Source organism: Hungatella hathewayi WAL-18680, assembly GCF_000235505.1.
GTDB classification, from domain to species: Bacteria; Bacillota; Clostridia; order Lachnospirales; family Lachnospiraceae; genus Hungatella_A; species Hungatella_A hathewayi_A.
The window spans coordinates 159,198-175,699 of sequence record NZ_JH379029.1; the positions used below are offsets into that span (position 1 = coordinate 159,198).

Sequence of the window (16,502 nt, forward strand, 5' to 3'; positions counted from 1 at the left end):
ATATGATTCCGGCTCCCTCCTATTGATTACTTTTGGTTTTGTGATTGCTCTACCAGTGCTTTCAAGCGGAGCACTTCCTCTTCCAGTTCCTCCACCCGCGCCTCCATTTTGCAGTAATGCTCCATGGACACCAGCTTCTTCTCTTCCTTTGGAATACGGATTCCGTCTTTTTTCACCGGCCTTGCGGGAATTCCCACGGCGGTGATGTTGTCCTCCAGGGGCTTTAACAGCACAGCGTTGGCCGCGATGGTACAGTTGTCCCCCACCTCGAAGGAGCCAAGTATCTTGGCGCCCGCGCCCACGGTCACGTTGCTCCCCAGAGTCGGATGACGTTTCCCCTTCTGGGTCCCCACGCCGCCCAGGGTCACGCCCTGGTAAATCGTACAGTTGTCTCCCACAACCGTAGTCTCCCCGATGACAACGCCGGAGCCATGGTCGATCAATATCCCGTGGCCCAGCTGGGCTCCCGGATGAATCTCAATCAGCGTAAAGAACCTTGCAATCTGGGAAATGAGTCTGGCAATAAAGAACATCTTATGCCGGTAAAACCAGTGGGCAATCCGGTGCCAGATAAGGGCATGGACTCCCTGATATAGCAGCAGGACCTCCAGCGCGTTGCGTGCCGCCGGGTCCCGCTCCTGAACCGCTTTAATATCCAACCATATATCTCGTATTATCATATGCTTACTTCCTTCTTGTCTGCATTAGCGGGTCAACTATAAAAAAGAATAATTGAGCCTAGTATAACATATGTGAACGAGATAAAAAAGAACCTTTTTTAATATTTTACCTGTCCGGCCTGCACAAATTTCTTCATATCGAATACGGTGACCCGTCTGCTCTCCACCACATAGAAGTACTGGCCGATGTACAGTCCCCGGACATTTTCATAATTGTAGTCGTCCTGAAGTTCGTAGGACAGGACCTGTTTAAATCCCTGGTTTTTGTCGTAGGAGTATACCACATAATTGTATTTCCACTCTCTGGACACCTTGTCATACTCCTCCACGGCAAAGCCAATCACCCGTTTCCCGGAGGAAATGGCCACAGCCTTGTGGTTATCCCAGGCCGGGCTGGATTCATAGGATTTCTCCACGGTTTTCCGTATCTCCCTCACATCCTTCGGATTGGAAATGTCGAACATGGACAATTTCAGTCCCTTGAAGTTGCCGGTATCCGGGCTGATTTCACGGCCGATGCCGAGAAGCAGGTTCTCATCGTAGGGGTGAAGGTACTCGGAGAAGCCGGTGATTTTCAGCTCACCTAAAATCTTTGGGTTCTTCGGGTCCTTCAAATCCACGGAGAACAGCGGGTCCATGTTTCGGAAGGTGACAAAGTAGCCCGTATCGCCCATAAATCTGGCTGAGTATATCTGCTCTCCCGGAGCCAGGTCCTCTATCTCGCCGATGACCTTCAGATTTTCATCCAGCACCAGCAGAGAGTTGGTACTGCTGCCGTTATTATGAGACAGAGTGCTCACAAGGCGGAGCTTGCCCTGGTATTCGTCCAGGGAGAACTGGTCGTTGAGATAACCGTCCACATTTCCATGGGCCTGAAAAGTGATCCTGCCGTTTTTGTAGGACAGCTTTATCAATTCCGTATAGTCGTACTGGCTGGCCCTTCCATCGTAGCGGGTGGAACCGATGTAAATGTTGGACCCGCTGACATAGAACTGGTCCCCGTCCGCAACCACGGCCTTCTGGCTGGTTGTTTTGGACGGATTCTTCATATTTACTGAGGAAATCACCGTATACCCCGCCCCGTCTACCTGTTCCGGGATGTAAATGCTGTCGTAGGGAAGTACGGTTCCATTCACCGCCGGAATGTAGCTTTCCGTCCTCTTCACATCCTGGAAATGATTGGCGTAGTAGATGGTGAACAGGTAAATATCATCGTCCACACGCCGGGAACTTTTGTAGGTTCCATCCTGGGTGATTGTGCCAAGAAGTTTCGGATTATCCCTGTCGCTGATGTCATAGGTCTCTAAGTAGGTGATGCTCTTTGCCGGGTAAGCGTAACTATATATGGCACGCATTCCGCCGATGTCCTCAACTCCCTGGTCCTGGTAGTAGCTTTTCACTCTGTCATCCTCCTCATAGGGGACATATGCCTGGCGGATAACAGACAATCTGTCGCCGTTAATGTAGAATTCCTGGATGGAACGGGATTCTCTGGTGGTTGAGGTGTCTGATATCACTCCACGCTTTTTCGGATTGCTGCCATTGGCCTCCACAATCTGTATCCTGCCGGAGTCGAAGGACATGATGTAGAGATAGGCTCCGTCTGTCTTGACGATGTCGCCCTCGTCTACGCCCTCTACCTGTACGTTGGTGTCGGAGAACTCCTTGGATGTGGTGTTTGCAATGGCGGTTTCTTTCTCCATCTGGGTCATCTGGGAACTCCCTGCGGATTCTTCTCTCATAGCGGAGCCGGTAGTGGTGCCGCCGCCTGCCATGGCCTCCCCCTCAGCCGGATTTGCCCCTGTCGGGGATTCCACTATGCCGCCGTCCATGTAATTGGCGTCCCCGTATAATTTGATTTTCTGGTAAATCTCCTGGTAGCTTTTGGCGGCATATTTCTTTGCCTCAGGGTTCTCGGCCTCCTCGATGGCGCCTTCCGCCTCTGTTTCTGCTTCTGTTTCAGTGTTGGCATCTTCCGGCATGGCGGCTTCGGTCGCTGTTTCGCCCTTCTTGCCAGGTTCCACGGTTATATAGGCATTTTGAATCTGGACGGCGGCCAAAATCGTAACCAGGGCGGCCGCCGCCAGCACGCCGAATTCTGCGGGGCGGCTCCATTTCCTTCTATTATAATGATTCGGTTTCTCATCCTGTTTTTGTTCCTGTTCAAGTCCTTCCAGTTTCTTCATCATCTGCTCCGGCCGAAGTTTCTCCGGCACAGGAACATCCTGGGCGGACTTTTCTATTTTCTTTAAAAATCTGTCAATCTCATCCTGCTTCATATGCTCCTCCTTTCTGGCCTTCCAGAACCTTCTGCATTTTGTCAAACGCCCGGGACAGTTTGGAGCGGACCGTCGTGTCACGAATCAGCAGACTCTTTCCAATCTCCTTACTGTTGTACCCGCCAAACACGGACATGGAGATAATCAGCCGCTCCTCCTCGCTGAGGGTGAAAAATGCGTCCCTCACGTCCTGGGACTCCTCCACCGTCCACTCTCTGTCCTCCTGCGCCAGACCGGATTCCTCCAGTTCCACCGTCTTATTGACATACTCTTTCAGCTTCCGTTTGCATTTTGCCGTCAGTATCTTGAATATCCAGGCGCGAAATGCCTCCTGGTTTCGCAGCTTTCCATAGCTCTGATAGGCATCCACCACCGCGTCGCTGACCACATCCTCCGCATCCTGGGGATTGCCAAGAGTGTACAATGCAAATCGGTATAAATCTCTGTAAACCTGTCTGTAATTCTCCTCAAACGTTATCTGAGACACCTGTATCCCCCCTTTTCTATATCCTATAAGTGTCATTTTTCACCGGAAGTGTTGCATGGGAATGTAAAATATTCTTATTTTGATTGTAACATAAAAAACGGCATCAAAAAACCCGGCCGCCGCAACGCGGGCCGGGTTTCGGGAAAACGCCTGGTATTATTTTTGAAACACTGCTGCTTTACTGGAACACCACCGGATTTTCCAGGTATTCCGTCTTCACCACCACATACGGATAGGAAGTCTCCGCCGCCGGATTCTCTCCCTTGGCCGGGCCAATCAGCTCCGTGTCTATCACGATGGAATTATCCGTTAAGTACAGTTCCTTTACGGCGATGCTGTATCCGCCGGTATTCTGTGGACCGTAGCCCACCACTATGTACAGATTTTCATTGTCGCTGTACGTCAGTTTAAACGGCTGCGCTTTTTTCTCTGCGATGATACTGCGAAGTTCTTCCGGAATATCCGTTTCGCCTACCACGGTAAAATCCAAATCCCGAACCTTCCCCCCATCGTCCTTCGCCAGACTACACCCACTCAACATCCTCGCCACAACCACCCATATTACCATCAACGTCAGCAGCGCTGCTTTCAAGCTCAACGATTTTCTCATAAAAGAACCCCCTCATAGATTGATTATTAACATTCTATGAGAGGGGGTTCGTAATTATGCATTTATATTTTTTATTCTATCTAAATACCAAACAACCGGTATAACTTTGCTCTGCTATCAACAAGCATATGTAAAATACGGAGGATTATGACAGCATCCGTCTGTTTTTGCAGCATATAATATATCTTATAGTTTTTATAATAACACTTCCTTACGCCCAAAGAAGCCAAAACGTCATCTTCATCCAATTCATGGCGTTCCGGAAGCATTGCCAGTGACGTCATCTCCTTGCGAAGGTCCTGGATCATTTGAACAGCAGATTTGGAATTTTTCAACTCAAAAGCAATATAATCACCTATATCTTCCAAGTCCTGCTCTGCATACTCCGTAATTCTTAAGTTATATCTATGCATTTGTATATTTTTTCTCCAGTCGCTTACATACTTCGCTAAAATCTTTTGTCTTTCCCTGACCTATCTGGTCAATCGCCTTCATAACCATCTCTCTGACATCCGACTGATTATTCTTTCTCTCAGCCTCGTATTCCTGCTTTGTGGTCGTTGTCATATCTATCATCTCCTCACTGGACACAAGCGGTTCACAATCATTATAGACTTTCTTATATGAGTATTATAACTTTGTACATACAATTATTCAAGCACTCATTCCTCATCTGGCACAAATTCAAGATTTGCCAGGGCATAGCGGAGAGCCATGTTTATCAATTCATTTCTTGACCGGCTGCTCTTCCCTGCCAGTTTATCATACTCTTCCTGTAACTCTCGATCTATGCGGATTGTCATGATAACCGATTTATCTTCTTTTTTATCCGAACGTTTCGGACGGACAACAAAATTCTCTCCCATCTCTCCGCCTGTTCTATCCATTTAATGAATTCGCGCTTTTTTTGATGATTTTATTATATCCATAATATACGAGAAAATCAAGTTATCACGCTATAAATTCAAAAGCGGAGAATCCTCTTTCGAGTCTTCTCCGCCCACTAAATACAATCTTATAACTTCACCACCTCATCCACAAACGCCCTAATCTCCTCATCCTTACATCCCTCATAAAAGCACTCCAAAAATCTCGGAATCATGCATTCTTTTACCAGCTGGGGATCTATGGATTTCAGGGCTTCCAGGAGGGGTTTGGCTACCTGTTTTTTTACTTCGAACAGCAGGTTGGCGTTGCGGTTCTGGGCTTCTTTGCGGCCATCTGGGTAGCCCATGCCTTTGGGGGAGCCGAAGGCTCTTGTGAAGATGTTGTTTAAGTTCAGCTCCGCGCCCCAGCCGAAGCCTTTGGCGTAGGGGATGGACAGGGCGTTGCCGTTGTTGATCTGTAAGAACAGATAGGCGTCGGTTGGCTCGATACAGTAGCCGCAGACAACGCCTGGGTACATGTTTAAGGACATTAAAGCGCCCTGGCCGGTGCCGCAGCCGGTGACGACGAAGTCTACGGCGCCGGAGTTTAACAGGAGGGCGGCCTGGATGCCCAGATGTAAATAGGTCAGACGTGGATTCTCCGGTGTATAGGCTTCCGGGATATCCTGGTCTGTCAGCGGTTTTTCCATGGCTGCATTGTATACCTGATGCCCCATAGGCTCAACCACCTTCTTTAACTCGTTGACAACAATCTCATTCTTCGGTGCCTGGCTGAATTCGTTTAATACTGCAATTTTCATGTTCATTCTCCTCACTTTTCCTAATTGATTTTTATATTATTTGTTAGAATAACCTGGTTACACCTGCTCTGCGATGGCCTCGTCCGCATCCATCTTCATCCGCAGGAAATCTTCTCTCGACAACGGTACATCCATGGATTTTGCCGTGTCTTCAATCTGGGACAACTTTCTCGCGCCGCAAAGCACATTGATATTTGGCGACAGCATGGAATTCCAGCGGATGCACAGATTGGCCAGCGTGCAGTTATATTTCTCCGTCAAATCCTTCCACCCGGCAAGCATCCGGTTGGCCCTGCGGATATTCTCCGGCTTCCACCAGACCTTTCCATCCCGGACCTCCCCCTTCTGTGGCACATAATCGTCAGACGCCCGGCCGGCCAGCAGTCCCTGCTCAATGGGCGAGTAGGTCTGGAGGGTAATGCCGTGCTCCTCACAGAACGGCAGCAGCTCCGCCTCCGGCTTCCGGTCCAGAATGCTCAGCTTCTCCTGAATCACATCCAGCTGCCCGGCCGCCACATAATCCCTCATCACCTGAAGATTCACATTGGAGGCGCCAATCGCCCGAATCTTTCCCTCCTGCTTCATTTTCAGAAGCTCGCCCATAGTTTCCTCCACCGGCACCAGACCGTAGGTCATGCACTGCCAGTGGGTATAATAGATATCAATGTAATCCGTCTGGAGCGTTTTCAGGCTCAACTCCAAATCACGCCGAATCGCCTTCGGTGACAAATCCCTGCGCACCTCATGCCCTTCCTTTGTAAAATGCAGTTCTCCGCCGCCGTCATACCACTGAATGCCGCACTTAGTGGACACCAGCAGATTGTGGCGGCCTGCTGCCTTCAGCGCCTTCCCCACAACCTCCTCACTGTGCCCGAATCCATAGACACGGGCCGTATCAATCCAGTTAATCCCCAGCTCCATCCCACGGAGAATGGTGTCAACCGACATCTTATCGTCGTTATCCCCCCACCATTCTCCGCCGCCAATCGCCCAGCACCCCAGTGCCAGCGCGCTGGACTCCAAACCGGATTTACCAATCATCCGTTTCTCCATTCTGTCCTCCCTTTCTGCCCTGTTTCCCGGCTGCTCCCTTACCCGCTGCTCCGAAACATCCCAGTGCTTCCTCACCTCATGCCTTAAACTTCACCCCACACGGCCGTCCTACTCCACTCTCGCCACCATTTCCCCGTAAGTCTCTTTTTCCTTCTTCATAAACGCCTGCAATTCCTCCAGGACCGGCATATCCGGACTGCACCCGTGGGAAGCCACCAGCATGGATGCCGACGCGGAGCCAAGTTCCAGACAGTCCGTCATCTCCAGCCCCTTGTATACACCATACAGGAAACTGGACGCATATCCGTCCCCGCCGCCAAATCCCTTCAGCGCATCCACCGGAAACGGCTTGATGGAGTAGGATTTCCCATCCTTCGTGTAAGCGGTGGAGCCCTGCTTACCGTGCTTAATCACCACAATGGAAGCCTGCTGCCCGCACCAGTACTTCGCGGATGTCTCATCCGTCCCATCCAGCCCCAGCAGCCGCTCCGTCAAATCATACTCTTCCCTGGACCCCAGGATAATGTCGCTGTCCCTGGCAACCGCCGAATAGTAGACCGCAATCTCATCCTCACTCTTCCAATTGTAGGCCCGGTAATCAATATCAAAAATCACTTTCGCCCCACACTTCTTCGCCAATGCCACTGTCTTCAGCGCCGCCTCTCTGGACGGGCTGGCCGCCAGCGCCGTGCCGGATATCAGCACCGCCTTCGCCTGGCTTACATACTCCTCATCAATATCCTCCGGCGACAGCGACAAGTCTGCAATCCCATTGCGGTACATCAATATATTGCTCTCATCATGGCTCAGAATCTCCGTGAAGGTAAGTCCGAGACTCTCCCCATTCCCGCACTTCCTGATATGGGATGTATCAATCCCCTCTTTCTCGAAAAACTCTGTCACAAACTCTCCAAACCGGTCATCCGAAACCCGGGCAAAGAACCCGCATTTCATCCCAAGTCTGGACATCCCCACCGCGATATTGGCCGGGGAGCCGCCCACGTACTTTCGGTAGGTCTCGCTCTCCGCCAGCGTCTTGTAGTAATCCAGCGGGTTAAAATCAATGGCAATCCGCCCCAGCAGTATCAAATCATAGGGTCGGCTTTCATCAAACGTAATATATCTCATGACTCTCCCTCATTTCTCTCTCACCAAAGCTTTTTATAAAGTTCCTCCATGGCCTCCACGGTTATCTCTTTCCGTGTATTGGCCGGACTCCCCGACGCCGCGGCATCCCGGGCCATCTTTGGAACCGCGGCCAGAAATTCCTCCCTGGCAATGCCGTACTCAGCCGGTGTCGGAATCTCGATCTCCCTCAACAGCCGCCGCACCGCATCCACAAAAGCCTGTGCCGCCTCCCCATCACTGTCACCTGCATCCGCCAGCCCGCAGGCTCTCGCCAGTCCCGCAAACCGCTCCACCGCCCCGTCCAGCACATACTCCAGACAGACATTCAGCAGCATGGCATTGGATATCCCATGGGGGACATGAAACATAGCCCCGATTGGGCGGCTCATGCCATGTACAACCGTGACGGAAGCGTTGTTAAACGCCATCCCCGCCTCCAGCGCCGCCAGAGACATCTGAATCCGCCCTTCCCTGTCCTGCCCGTCCTCCCAGACCTTCCTCAGACTGGCAAATATCCGCTGGCATGCCGACAACGCAAAGGTATCCGACAACGGCTGTGCCTTCCTCGACGTGTACGCCTCGATGGCATGGGTCAACGCATCCACACCGGTGGCTGCCGTCACGCCCTTTGGCGCCGTCACGGTAAAGGCCGGGTCAATCACCGCCAGGTCCGGCATCAGGGACGGACCCTTCAGCAGCATTTTCACCTGGGTGGCCCTGTCGGTAATAATAGTAAACTGCGTCGCCTCCGAGCCGGTCCCCGCCGTGGTCGGCACCGCCGCCATGGGGCACAGCTTCCGTGTCACCGTCTTTCCCATATAATCCGCCGGTCTCCCGCCGCAGACAGCCAGCATGGCGATGGCCTTCATAGAATCAATCGGGCTTCCGCCGCCAAGCGCAATGAGAAAGTCGCAGTTCTCCTTCTGATACACCGATAATCCATGAAGAATCATCCCGTCATCCGGCTCCCCGTTAATCCCATCCTCCACCGCATACCTGATTCCGCTTGCCTCCAGCATGTTCGTCAGCCGGTCAAGATTCCCCAGCTTGCGCATCATCCCGTCCGTGACAATTAACGCCTTCTCACCAAGCTCCCGAATGGCGTCAGCCGCCCCGCCAAGCGCATCCACACCGCTGACAATCCGCCCCGGCGCCATAAATACATCTGCCATAACTGCCTCCTTCTATTCCCATTTCATCCCCGCGCACGGGCACAAATGCTCTCACGCAAACGCTTCCAGCAGCTCGTCGTAAGACTTGGCCGTCTGCAGCTTCGTCATAATGCTGTCATTTCCCAGCTTGCCGGCCAGCTCCGCAATGAGCCTTAAATGGTCCTTCGCCCCCTCCGAATCCGCCGGAACCGCAAACAGAAAGAACAAATCCGACGGCTGTTCATCGTAGGATTCCCACTCCACCATATCCCTGGTGCGCCCTACCGCAAGTCCCACATGGTCCACGTAGTCGGACTTTCCGTGAGGAATCGCCACATGGTTTCCGATTCCGGTAATCCCCTCGGATTCCCGCAGATACACATCCTTTACATACCCTTCCAAATCCTGGATATACCCAGCCTCCATCAAAAGTCCTGCCAGATGGCGGATGACTTCGTCTTTTGTCTTCGCAGTCATATCCAGGTCTATCACCCGTTTGTCCAGAATTTCCTTCACTGCCATTGCCTTGTCCTCCTACCGAATAAAATATTGATAAATTTCCAATGCGGAATTAAATGTTTTCAATGTCTCCAGATTCTCATCATTTTCTGTCAAAACCAGAAAATCCTTGTAAAACTGTTTTGTCTTCTTAATCTCAAACGAGGATGTCATCTTGACCCCCAGCAGAAATACCACGTCCACCGGCTCCCCGTACCAGTCCACCGGCTCCGCAAGAATCGCCACCGCCACCCGGGCTTCGTTGTTCTCCGCCATATTGCCGTGGGGGATGGCGATTCCCCGCCCGATACTGGTGGTGGTTGCATTTTCCCGCTCCAGCACACTGGCCAGGTAATGCTCCGTCACATCGCCCTTCTCCTCCATCTTCTTCACCATCATGGTAATCAGCTGGGTCTTGTCCTTCACATCCGGCCGTACAAAGATCAAATCAATATCGAACAACTGGTGGCAGATGTTGCTGAAACAGAATCTCTGCCTGTGGCGTACTGTCTGAATCTCCCTGGTCTTTTCCCGTATCACCTCCAGCGCCCGCTCCGTGATTCTGTCTCCCACATTGACAATGCGGGTGTCCACAGGGGGCAGGTTAGCCGTGCTGATAATCAAATCCACATCCGGGAACTGTCTGGTGGAGAAATCATGGTTGCTGACCGCCTTAATCTCCGTGATTTCCGGAAGATTGTATTTAATCATCTCCATCTCCAGCTGGCTGCTGGCCTGACCCTTCTGGCTGACCAGCACCGCTGACAGCGGCTTCTCCTTCTTCTGGCGAATCAGAGCTGCCTGGATATACAGGGCAATCCCCGCCAGCTCATCCTCCGTCACCTGAATTCCATACTGCTCCTCAAACAGGTAACTGGTGGACCAGGTGGCAAGAAAGGTCTGTTTATATTCATTTTTTACATATTTGGTAATACTCTCCGACATCACCGCCGTGGAATATTTCATCCGGAAGATGGCGGACCTCATGTGAATCAGCAGGCTGTCAAACAAGATGGCATCCTGCACCAGCCCCGCGTCCAACACCGAATCGATGGTCTCGATGACCTTGCGCACAAAATTCTGGAGATTCTCATCGTACTGTCTCGTGTAGTCCTCGCTGTTGATATCCAGGATGGTGTTCATCCGCTTGGCCGAAATCAGCAGAATCGCCATCAGCACAATGTCATTGCCCGGCAGTTCCACCTGGAACTCCCGGCTGATGCGCTGATAGATGGACTCCGCAAAGGAATACTCCACATAATACTGGATATTCTCCTCCTGGCTCTCCTTAAACCGGTGTTCCTGTTCCGGATGGCGTCTGGTCAGAGACAGGCAGGCCAGAATCCACGCCATGTTAAAAGAGGTATCCGCCAGTTCAATCCGCCAGGCATTTTCCGCATTGACGATAATCCGCCGAATCCGGTAGATATCAATTCCGGCAGCAAAGTTGCCAAGCAGGGCTTCCATGGCCTCCGGCATCATATATAACAGGTAATCCTTGATGGCAAGCCTATAATTGTACTCGTCACCCACCAGGCACACGCCCTTGTTTCGGATGGCGCTTATATGAAGGCTCCGCTTCTCGAACCAGGGCTGCAGCGATTTCATCAGGCTGGCCACCGTCGGCGGGCTTAAATACAGACTTTCCGCAATCTGTGAAATCGTGGTAAGCTCGCCGGGATTCAGCTTTAACAGCTTTCCAATCAGCTGGTTGTTCCTGGCATCCAAATCCGCCACAACATCCATTTTCTCGGAATCCAGCATGGCGCTGATGGCGTCCTTCTGCTCCTGGGTTATCTCAAGCCAGATGCCGGTCCCCTGCTTTTTCCTGATACATCCCGCATTGCCCTCTTCCAAACGGGCATTCAGCTGGTCGATTTTTGTCCTCACGGTCTTCTCGGACAATCCCACGTGCTCCGCCAGCTGGGCAATGGGATATGTCTGCCCATCCAAAAGATATTCCAGTATTTTGCTGTAATACAATGCGTTTTTATCGTTCTTCAAATCCTCACCCTGTTCTTAGCGTAAACGGCAGCCACTCCTATCGATATGGCTGCCGCTTTTGTCTGTCTCCTATTCGTTGCCGGCAGCCACTTCTTCGCCATAGATATAGCGTCCGCTGGAACCGATAACTTTCATATAATCTTTTACGAATTTCTTGATACCGGCCTCAGCCGCCATGCACATATGCAGATAATCCGCCCCCGGATTCTCCTCCAGCAGTTTTAAGGTGGCCGCTTTCCCGGCCTCAAAGGCGTCGGTACACACATTAATCTTGTTAATGCCGCCGGCCACGGCCTTTCTCAAGTTCTCCTCACCGGAGCCGGAGCCGCCGTGAAGTACCAGAGGCATCTTGAGCGTCTCCTTCAACTGGTGAAGTCTCTCGAAATCCAGCTTCGGAATCTTTCCTTTCGGGTACGCGCCGTGGGCCGTGCCGATGGCAACCGCAAGGGCGTCCACGCCGGTTCTCTCCACGAAGTCCAGCGCCTGGTCAGGATTGGTGTATAAATCCAAATCCGTATCGTCAGCATCCGCCGCCTGTCCCACGTGGCCCAGCTCCCCCTCTGTGGAGCATCCCATGCCATGGGCAAGGGCGCTGATGATGGCCGTTCGTTTTACATTTTCCTCGTATGGAAGGGAGGAGCCGTCAAACATCACGTTTGTAAATCCCGCATTGATGCAGTCCGTTATGATATAAAAGTCTGCACCGTGGTCAAGATTCATCGCCACCGGAACGTGGACTCTTTCTGCCAGTTCCTTCACAACCGGAACCATTTCCTCCATATGTGCATGATTCTTCATCTGACCCGGTCCGAACTGGATGATGATGGGGGAATGCTCCTCCTCCGCCGCCATGATTCCGGCCCGTGCCATCTCGATATTGATACTGTTCATGGCCATCACGCCATAGTTGTTTCTGTTTGCATCATCCAGAATTGCTTTCATTGAAACCAGCATATCTATCCTGCCTTTCTTTGTCAATTTAAAAGTCATATATGTAACTGTTACGTCTGCCCTACTGAATCTGTATATCCAAATCGAAGTCCACGTCCTCTTCCTCTTTGTTCTCAGGCTCCTCGGACGCCGGTTTCTTCAGAGCGGCGTAGACAACACCTGTCACCACCGAGCCAATCAGCAGCGCAACCAGGAACCATATGGGCTTCGTCATCATCGGCACGACGAAGATTCCGCCATGTCCCGCCACGGACTCACATCCCATTCCTACCGCCAGAGCGCCCGCCACTGCGGAGCCCAGCATGGAACTTGGAATCACTCTGGCCGGGTCAGCCGCCGCGAAGGGAAGCACGCCCTCTGTGATAAAGCAGAGTCCCATAGGAAGCGCGGTCTTTGCCGTCTCAACTTCCACCTTTGTAAATTTCTTTTTAGCCAGTAAGGTTGCGATAAAAATACCAATCGGAGGAGTCATACCGCCGATAATCTTGGCTGCCATAGGTCCGTAGATACCGTCCGCTCCCAGTGCGTTGGCCGCCATGGAAGCCGTCTTGTTGACAGGGCCGCCCATATCAAATCCCATACAGGCGCCAATCACGCCGCCAATCACCGCTTTCGCTCCGCCGTTCAAAGAGATAATCCACTGCTGGAACACATCCATGATGTAAGCCAGAGGAATGGAGAATACACACAGGAATATCATGCCGCACACAAAGGTGGAGATAACCGGGATAAACATAACCGGCATCAGTCCCACACACCATTTTGGCAGCTTCCATTTCTTCATCCAGTTGACAAATGCACCGATGATAAATGCCATCAAAAGGCCGCCCAAAAATCCGGCTTTCGATTGGGCCGAACAGTAACCGATGACGATACCTGGCACAATACCGGGCCGTCCGGCGATGGAGTAAGCCACGCCTGCCGTCATCACGGCCACTGCAAAATCCATAGCCACAGAACCTAACTTATTGACGCCCCACCAGAATCCCAGCCATGAAAATGGATTCAAGTTGGAAAATGGCGTCGCCCCGGCCGCTACCGCATTGCCGATGTCATATCCGCCGAACCCCTTTGCCAGCGCACACAAAATACCGCCGCAGACAACAACCGGAATCATATAGGAAATACCGGTCATAACATGTTTCTTGATATCAAACTTTCTTGTACTCGTTCCCATTATAAACCCTCCTTCACTTTCCGCTATTCCATACCGTAACTATTTCCCCAGCTTCTCATGGATTTTTGTCAGCACTCCCTTCGGCGATTTCATCACCATACTGATGGGAATGTCCACAACCGGTTTGCCCGCGAACCGCTCTTTGCCGACCCGGATGTCCGCCGAAATCACAATGACATCCGCCTCCTTGATTTCTTCCGGAGTCAATTCATCCTCAACACCGATGGAGCCCTGTGTCTCCACCTTGATGGAATCCCCCAATTCCTTTGCCGCATTCTCCAGTTTTTCTTTCGCGATATAGGTGTGTGCAATGCCCGCGGTACATGCCGTGATTGCCAGTATCCTCATATCAGCCCCTCCTTTCTTTAAGTTATCTCAAATTTATCACATGCAGCTGTGCCACGGTAAATTTTAAAAGGAATATCGTTTCGGTAATTTTTACTTTTTTCGACATACATGTCGGACAAGAGGAGGGAACTCAAGCCCCAGGAGAGTAGTCTTCCAGGTTTAATATTGCCTGATGGATGGCCTCTTTGCTGACCGGATAGGGAGTGTGAAGCAGCTCCTGGTTTTTCATAGTCACCTCCAGCACGTCCTCAAGCGTGTCCGACGCATCCAGCTCCAGATTGGCCAGACAGACGGGAAGGTCCAGGGAGCGGTTGAATTCATAGGCCGCCTTTAACCGCTCCCTGCTGCCGCCGTGCATCACATCCAGCATCAGATTTACCAGGGTGCCGTAAGAGACCACCTCCCCGTGAAGATGGTGTCTCTCAATATGATGGCGGCTTGTCAAACCATAGAACAGGGCGTGGGCCACCCCGCCGTTGTATTCCGGCGCCACCGTCACGGAAGTGATGCCCGGTGAAATGACGACGTTTAAGATTATCTGCTCCAATGAGTCGGAATTTCGCCCCTCCGCTGCATCGCGAAGCGCCTGCCCGGCATCACGGATGATGGGAGTAAAACAGAGCCGCCCCGCCATAATCCCCAGCTCACTGCCGTAATTCAGCCGCTCTCCCGCCTCGGCAGACCACTCGGATTCCACATTTTTTGCCATGGCGTCACCGATTCCCGCCCACAGATAGCGGACCGGGGCCGCCAGGATAATCCTTGGATTGATAAAGCAGTGGACCGGCACCGTCTTCAGCCTGGATATTTCCCGGAAGGAACCATCCTCGTGATACATAATACTGATTCTTGTCACCGGCGCACAGTTGGAGGCAATGCTTGGGATGGTAAACACCGGTTTCCCCAGACGGTCCGCCGCCAGCTTCACCGTGTCAATACATTTCCCGCCGCCCACCGCAAGGAGATAGTCTGCCTCCCGTACCTGCAGGTTCTTCGTCATATGTTCCACGTTTTCAAAAGTGGCGTCCTGACCGTATGGCATCCCGCACGCCATCCGGATTCCGGCCCGCTTAAGCGCCGGGACCACCACCTCCTTCGACGCCGCCCACGCCTTCTCCCCGTAAATGACGGCGGCCGTATTCCCAAGGGGAAGCATCTCATCACCAAAGGCGTCAAAGGCATCCTCCCCGATGGTAAACTGCGGAAGATAAATTGTGTTTCTCCTGGATAATCTGTTCTTATTCATGATGTCCGTATCTCTCCTGTACTTGTAAGTTGTCTGACATGTTAATTCTTTGATACAGCCCCCGCCAAAGCAGGGGCTGCGTGCTTATTCTTTGATTCGTATTGCTCCACTTCCAAGACGTTTCCCCGTCTCCGCCTCAAACAGCAGATACTGGTCCCCGTCAAATCCCAAATCCACCTCCGAATCCACCGCGAAATCCACGCTTCCGAAGATAACCGACGTCACCTTCTGGCTTCCAATCCGGCTCATCAGAATGGTCTCCATGCCGGACGGCAGAGATGATTCCACCACCGCTTTCAGAGAATTATCTGATGTTTGTTTAATCCCTTCCGGGCGAATCCCCAATACCACCCTGCCGTCAGCCGGCAGTTTTACACCGCCCTTTGGCAGAAAGCTGACCCGGAACGCATCGCTTGACAGTTCCACTTGTCCGTCCACCGTCTTTGCCTCCATGGCGTACAGATTAATATTCGGATTCCCCACAAAGTCAGCCACAAACAGATTGTCCGGCTGGCCGTATATCTCCAGCGGCGGGCTGTACTGCTGAAGGATTCCCTTCTCAATCAGGCAGATTCTCGTGGACAGCGTCATGGCTTCCAGCTGGTCATGGGTCACATAGACAAACGTCGCCTTTGTCTCCTGATGAAGCCGTTTCAGTTCCGTCCTCATCTCCATTCTTAGCTTGGCATCCAGATTGGACAGCGGTTCATCCATCAGAAGAATGCTGGGGTTGGTTGCCAGGGTTCTGGCAATCGCCACTCTCTGCTGCTGCCCGCCGGACAGTTCTGCCGGATACCGGTTCACATACTCCCGGATTTTCAGCACGTCCAGCAGTTCCTCCACCCGCTCTTTAATCTTCTGTTTCTCCCACTTTAGATTTTCAAGCCCGAAGGCAATATTCTTGTACACCGTCATGTGGGGCCACAGCGCGTAGTTCTGGAACAGAAATCCCACGCCCCGCTTGTCCGGTGATAAATCAATCCCTTTCTCCGAGGAAAATACCACCTTCCCGTCAATGATAATCTCGCCCTCCGTCGGCGTTTCCAGCCCGGCAATCATGCGCAGGGTGGTGGTCTTCCCACATCCGGAAGGTCCCAGAAGGGATACGAAATCCCCATCGTTAATCACCAGGTTTAAGTTATCCACAGCTTTTGATTTCCCAAATTGTTTCGTAATATGTTTCAGCACGATTTCCGGCATCTC

General features: G+C 52.0%; 18 protein-coding genes. All 18 read right to left on the reverse strand.

The window, feature by feature from the left end; translation table 11 throughout:
- Positions 1-26: 26 nt before the first annotated feature.
- The 18 genes from cysE to HMPREF9473_RS21615 all read right to left on the reverse strand — a co-directional run bounded on the left by cysE (position 27) and on the right by HMPREF9473_RS21615 (position 16,499).
- The gene (cysE, locus tag HMPREF9473_RS21535; RefSeq protein WP_006782331.1) at positions 27-680 is read right to left on the reverse strand and encodes a serine O-acetyltransferase; all 654 of its coding nucleotides are present in this window, start codon (positions 678-680) and stop codon (positions 27-29) included.
- 98 nt (positions 681-778) lie between these two features.
- Positions 779-2,959: a beta-propeller domain-containing protein gene (locus tag HMPREF9473_RS21540; protein ID WP_006782332.1), complete on the reverse strand. Its 2,181-nt coding sequence runs from the start codon at positions 2,957-2,959 to the stop codon at positions 779-781.
- On the reverse strand, positions 2,946-3,446 hold the full coding sequence (locus tag HMPREF9473_RS21545) for an RNA polymerase sigma factor (RefSeq protein ID WP_006782333.1): 501 nt from the start codon (positions 3,444-3,446) through the stop codon (positions 2,946-2,948). Before HMPREF9473_RS21545 ends, HMPREF9473_RS21540 begins: the two co-directional genes overlap by 14 nt.
- A gap of 178 nt (positions 3,447-3,624) precedes the next feature.
- On the reverse strand, positions 3,625-4,014 hold the full coding sequence (locus tag HMPREF9473_RS21550; RefSeq protein WP_050810109.1) for a protease complex subunit PrcB family protein: 390 nt from the start codon (positions 4,012-4,014) through the stop codon (positions 3,625-3,627).
- A 122-nt stretch (positions 4,015-4,136) separates the two neighbouring features.
- Positions 4,137-4,469, reverse strand: coding sequence for a type II toxin-antitoxin system RelE/ParE family toxin (locus HMPREF9473_RS21555; RefSeq protein WP_006782335.1), 333 nt, complete (start codon positions 4,467-4,469; stop codon positions 4,137-4,139).
- Positions 4,462-4,623, reverse strand: coding sequence for a hypothetical protein (locus HMPREF9473_RS27865; RefSeq protein ID WP_006782336.1), 162 nt, complete (start codon positions 4,621-4,623; stop codon positions 4,462-4,464). Before HMPREF9473_RS27865 ends, HMPREF9473_RS21555 begins: the two co-directional genes overlap by 8 nt.
- 95 nt (positions 4,624-4,718) lie before the next feature.
- Positions 4,719-4,922: a CopG family transcriptional regulator gene (locus HMPREF9473_RS21560; RefSeq protein WP_006782337.1), complete on the reverse strand. Its 204-nt coding sequence runs from the start codon at positions 4,920-4,922 to the stop codon at positions 4,719-4,721.
- A gap of 149 nt (positions 4,923-5,071) precedes the next feature.
- Complete coding sequence (locus HMPREF9473_RS21565) at positions 5,072-5,743, reverse strand: RpiB/LacA/LacB family sugar-phosphate isomerase (protein ID WP_006782338.1); 672 nt, start codon at positions 5,741-5,743, stop codon at positions 5,072-5,074.
- A 57-nt stretch (positions 5,744-5,800) separates the two neighbouring features.
- Complete coding sequence (locus HMPREF9473_RS21570) at positions 5,801-6,796, reverse strand: aldo/keto reductase (protein WP_006782339.1); 996 nt, start codon at positions 6,794-6,796, stop codon at positions 5,801-5,803.
- A gap of 108 nt (positions 6,797-6,904) precedes the next feature.
- Positions 6,905-7,924, reverse strand: coding sequence for a 5-dehydro-2-deoxygluconokinase (iolC, locus tag HMPREF9473_RS21575; protein WP_006782340.1), 1,020 nt, complete (start codon positions 7,922-7,924; stop codon positions 6,905-6,907).
- A 20-nt stretch (positions 7,925-7,944) separates the two neighbouring features.
- The gene (locus HMPREF9473_RS21580) at positions 7,945-9,096 is read right to left on the reverse strand and encodes an iron-containing alcohol dehydrogenase (protein WP_006782341.1); all 1,152 of its coding nucleotides are present in this window, start codon (positions 9,094-9,096) and stop codon (positions 7,945-7,947) included.
- Between the two features lie 51 nt (positions 9,097-9,147).
- On the reverse strand, positions 9,148-9,597 hold the full coding sequence (locus HMPREF9473_RS21585) for a PTS sugar transporter subunit IIA (RefSeq protein WP_006782342.1): 450 nt from the start codon (positions 9,595-9,597) through the stop codon (positions 9,148-9,150).
- Between the two features lie 12 nt (positions 9,598-9,609).
- On the reverse strand, positions 9,610-11,577 hold the full coding sequence (locus HMPREF9473_RS21590) for a BglG family transcription antiterminator (protein WP_006782343.1): 1,968 nt from the start codon (positions 11,575-11,577) through the stop codon (positions 9,610-9,612).
- Positions 11,578-11,646: 69 nt separating this feature from the next.
- Positions 11,647-12,531, reverse strand: a complete 885-nt coding sequence (locus tag HMPREF9473_RS21595) for a class II fructose-bisphosphate aldolase (RefSeq protein ID WP_006782344.1) — start codon at positions 12,529-12,531, stop codon at positions 11,647-11,649.
- Positions 12,532-12,589: 58 nt separating this feature from the next.
- Positions 12,590-13,705 carry a PTS fructose transporter subunit IIC gene (locus HMPREF9473_RS21600; protein ID WP_006782345.1) on the reverse strand — a complete coding sequence of 372 codons (1,116 nt, stop codon included), beginning with the start codon at positions 13,703-13,705 and terminating at the stop codon, positions 12,590-12,592.
- Positions 13,706-13,744: 39 nt separating this feature from the next.
- Entirely contained in the window at positions 13,745-14,053 is a 309-nt protein-coding gene (locus HMPREF9473_RS21605; protein WP_006782346.1) for a PTS fructose transporter subunit IIB, read from the reverse strand.
- A gap of 130 nt (positions 14,054-14,183) precedes the next feature.
- Positions 14,184-15,299: an iron-containing alcohol dehydrogenase family protein gene (locus HMPREF9473_RS21610; RefSeq protein ID WP_006782347.1), complete on the reverse strand. Its 1,116-nt coding sequence runs from the start codon at positions 15,297-15,299 to the stop codon at positions 14,184-14,186.
- A gap of 84 nt (positions 15,300-15,383) precedes the next feature.
- Positions 15,384-16,499, reverse strand: coding sequence for an ABC transporter ATP-binding protein (locus tag HMPREF9473_RS21615; RefSeq protein ID WP_006782348.1), 1,116 nt, complete (start codon positions 16,497-16,499; stop codon positions 15,384-15,386).
- Positions 16,500-16,502: the final 3 nt, after the last annotated feature.

Coding starts and splice junctions, on each gene's coding strand:
- cysE (WP_006782331.1), bottom strand. CDS start 680: ATGATAATACGAGATATATGGTTGGATATTAAAGCGGTTCAGGAGCGG.
- HMPREF9473_RS21540 (WP_006782332.1), bottom strand. CDS start 2,959: ATGAAGCAGGATGAGATTGACAGATTTTTAAAGAAAATAGAAAAGTCC.
- HMPREF9473_RS21550 (WP_050810109.1), bottom strand. CDS start 4,014: ATGGTAATATGGGTGGTTGTGGCGAGGATGTTGAGTGGGTGTAGTCTG.
- HMPREF9473_RS21555 (WP_006782335.1), bottom strand. CDS start 4,469: ATGCATAGATATAACTTAAGAATTACGGAGTATGCAGAGCAGGACTTG.
- HMPREF9473_RS27865 (WP_006782336.1), bottom strand. CDS start 4,623: ATGACAACGACCACAAAGCAGGAATACGAGGCTGAGAGAAAGAATAAT.
- HMPREF9473_RS21560 (WP_006782337.1), bottom strand. CDS start 4,922: ATGGGAGAGAATTTTGTTGTCCGTCCGAAACGTTCGGATAAAAAAGAA.
- HMPREF9473_RS21565 (WP_006782338.1), bottom strand. CDS start 5,743: ATGAAAATTGCAGTATTAAACGAATTCAGCCAGGCACCGAAGAATGAG.
- HMPREF9473_RS21570 (WP_006782339.1), bottom strand. CDS start 6,796: ATGGAGAAACGGATGATTGGTAAATCCGGTTTGGAGTCCAGCGCGCTG.
- iolC (WP_006782340.1), bottom strand. CDS start 7,924: ATGAGATATATTACGTTTGATGAAAGCCGACCCTATGATTTGATACTG.
- HMPREF9473_RS21580 (WP_006782341.1), bottom strand. CDS start 9,096: ATGGCAGATGTATTTATGGCGCCGGGGCGGATTGTCAGCGGTGTGGAT.
- HMPREF9473_RS21585 (WP_006782342.1), bottom strand. CDS start 9,597: ATGGCAGTGAAGGAAATTCTGGACAAACGGGTGATAGACCTGGATATG.
- HMPREF9473_RS21595 (WP_006782344.1), bottom strand. CDS start 12,531: ATGCTGGTTTCAATGAAAGCAATTCTGGATGATGCAAACAGAAACAAC.
- HMPREF9473_RS21600 (WP_006782345.1), bottom strand. CDS start 13,705: ATGGGAACGAGTACAAGAAAGTTTGATATCAAGAAACATGTTATGACC.
- HMPREF9473_RS21605 (WP_006782346.1), bottom strand. CDS start 14,053: ATGAGGATACTGGCAATCACGGCATGTACCGCGGGCATTGCACACACC.
- HMPREF9473_RS21610 (WP_006782347.1), bottom strand. CDS start 15,299: ATGAATAAGAACAGATTATCCAGGAGAAACACAATTTATCTTCCGCAG.
- HMPREF9473_RS21615 (WP_006782348.1), bottom strand. CDS start 16,499: ATGCCGGAAATCGTGCTGAAACATATTACGAAACAATTTGGGAAATCA.